We start from the raw sequence: 2,553 nt of genomic DNA, 5'->3' as shown, positions 1-2,553 counted from the left end.
CGTCACCGGCCCGGAGCAGCCCCGCCAGTTCGACGCCGAGCGCACGGGTGTCGTCCACCGTCGGCAGTGTCCGCTCCCCCGGGACCCCGATCGTCACGACGCCGCGCTACGGCGCGCCGACGGGCCGCTGCGGGACGACGGGCCACTGCGGGAGGACGGGCCGCTGCGGGAGGACGACCCGGTGCCCCTCGACGATCCTGAGCCACTCGACGATCCGGTGCCCTTCGACGATCCGGTGCCGCTCGACTTCTCCCGCGTGCGTGCGCGCCACTCGACGATGGCGTCCGCGATGAGGTCGCCGAGGACCTCCGACACGTGCGCGGGCTCCTCCAACATCACCATGTGCCCCGCTCCGGGGACCACCACGAACTCGGCGTCCGGAAGCGCCTCGGCGATGTCCACCGAGCGGTCGAGGGGGGTGAGCAGGTCGCGGTCCCCGCACAACACCGTGGTGCGCACGTCGCGGAGCACGGGCACGGCCGCGGACTCGTCGTGCTGGGTGAGGGTCTCGAAGAAGTTCGCGATCGTCAGGACGTCCGTCGAGGCGATGAGCTTGTCCACGAACCTGGCGACGGTCGGGCTCATCTTGGCCGGGTCGCCGAACGAGCCGCCGTAGATGAACGGCGAGATGATCGCCCCGAGGGCCCTGCGGCTGCTGGTGAACACCGCGGGCGTGCGGCCGGCGAGGCCCACGAATCTGCTGACGGCCCTGCTGTCGAGCACGGCACCCAGGCCCGACTCCGACAGTTCCGCCATCGCCGTGGCGACCAGCCCCACGCCGAGCACGCGCTCGCGGACCGCGTCCTCGTGGCGGACGGCGTAGCCGAGGACCGTCATGCCCCCCATGGAGTGGCCGATCGCCACGATCGGGCCGGTCGGCGCCGTGGCGGAGATCACCGAGTTGAGGTCGGACGCCAGCTGGGCGATGGTCGAGTTGTCGCGCGAGCTCTTGCCGCTGAGTCCGTGACCGCGCTGGTCGTAGAAGACCAGGCGGACCTCGGAGCCGAATCGGTCCTGGAGGTGCCGGCGCTGGAAGTGCCAGGAGTCCATGGACAGCGTGTACCCGTGGGCGAACACCACGGTCATCGGCGCGTCGGTCGGGCCGGCCTCCCGCACAGCGAGCGGGACACCGTCCGAGGCGGCGACCATCGAACCCCGGTCGACCCCGAGCTCCCACATGTCCTCGCCGGCCCACGGGTCACTTGCCCGGCGTCCCGGGAGGAGCGTGCCCACGGATCCGATCGTCGCGGCTCCCAGGGCGCTCAGGCCGGCGGCGAGACCCCCGGGGGCCCGGATCTGCTCCTCGACGGACTCGGCGTCCCGGGTCTCCCCGCCCACCAGTTCGGGTGACCGGACCTCGACGGGTTCCCCCGCATTCGACCGGGAGGGCCGCCGGGGCAGCCGGAGTCGGGGCATCGACCTCCGACGCCCGGGCGAGTCGGCTTCTCCGCTCATGATGACCCCTCCCTCTGCCCACCGGTGGCGTGCCGGGCCCCGACAATGTGATGGCGCACCGTTCGGCCGCGGACTGCTGTGACGACCTCGTAGTGGATGGTCCCGAGGGTGCGTGCCCACTCGGCGGCGGTGGGGCCCCCGTCGGAGCCGGTACCGAACAGGACGGCGCTGTCCCCCACGCGGACCGAGTCGCCCGGGTCCGGTCCCAGGTCGACGACGAACTGGTCCATGCAGACGCGGCCGACGTTCGGGTACCGGCGTCCGTCGATCGACACGTCGAGCCTGCCCGAGAGCAGTCGCCACACCCCGTCGGCGTACCCCGCCGCCACGAGGGCCACCGTGGTGGCCCGCGGGGCGTGCCACGTGTGCCCGTAGCTCACCCCCTGACCGGCGGCGATGCGCTTGACCATCAGGACCTCTGCGGAGAACGTCATGGCCGGGACCAGCTCCGCCTCGAGACCGTCGACCGGGTTGAGCCCGTAGAGGGCGATCCCGGGGCGGACCATCTCGAAGCCGTCGTCCGGGCGGGTCAGGGTGGCCGCGGAGTTGGCGTGGTGGTTGACCGGGCACCGCACCCCGCGGGCGCGGGCCTGCGCCACGCACGCGTGCAGACGGTCGACCTGCTGGTCGATCACCGGGTTGCCCGGATCGTCGGCGTGCGCGAAGTGCGCCATCAGCCCGGTCACCTCGATGAGGCCCTCGTCGGAGGCGGCGACCAGCCGGTCGAGCAGGGAGGGCCACTCGTCGAGGGTGATGCCGGAGCGGGCGAGCCCGGTGTCGATCTTGGGGGTCACCCTGGCGCGGCGGCCGGTACGCCGGGCGGCGTCGCAAACGGTGTCGAGGTGGCCCGGGCTCGGGATCGCCAGGTCCACATCCGCCTCGAGCGCCACGCCGACGTCGTCACCGACCCCGAACAACCAGGCCAGGATCTCGGCGTCGATGCCCGCGTCACGCAGCTGCACCGCCTCGGCGATCGTCGTGACGCCCAGCGCGTCCGCCCCACCGCGCAGCGCCGCGAGCGAGACCGGCACGGCGCCGTGGCCATAGGCGTCCGCCTTCACCACCGCCATGACCCGCGCACCGCGCGCGGCTCGCGCC

Annotated in this window: 2 protein-coding genes; both read right to left on the bottom strand. The window is 73.1% G+C overall.

Going from position 1 to position 2,553, the window contains the following annotated elements:
• Nucleotides 1–93 precede the first annotated feature (93 nt).
• The gene (locus G6031_RS16910; protein ID WP_241737398.1) at nt 94–1,455 is read right to left on the bottom strand and encodes an alpha/beta hydrolase; all 1,362 of its coding nucleotides are present in this window, start codon (nt 1,453–1,455) and stop codon (nt 94–96) included.
• Nucleotides 1,452–2,553: alanine racemase (alr, locus tag G6031_RS16905; protein WP_241737397.1), on the bottom strand; the 1,102-nt coding region annotated here is incomplete at its 5' end. The genes alr and G6031_RS16910, both read right to left, overlap by 4 nt.

The organism is Dietzia sp. CQ4 (assembly GCF_014145125.1).
Lineage (GTDB): Bacteria > Actinomycetota > Actinomycetes > Mycobacteriales > Mycobacteriaceae > Dietzia > Dietzia natronolimnaea.
Note: the sequence above shows the minus strand (reverse complement) of the source record. Positions and strands in the feature narration are given on the sequence as shown.

Excerpts from the sequence above, each read along its gene's own strand:
- G6031_RS16910 (WP_241737398.1), bottom strand. The coding sequence starts at position 1,455 with ATGAGCGGAGAAGCCGACTCGCCCGGGCGTCGGAGGTCGATGCCCCGA.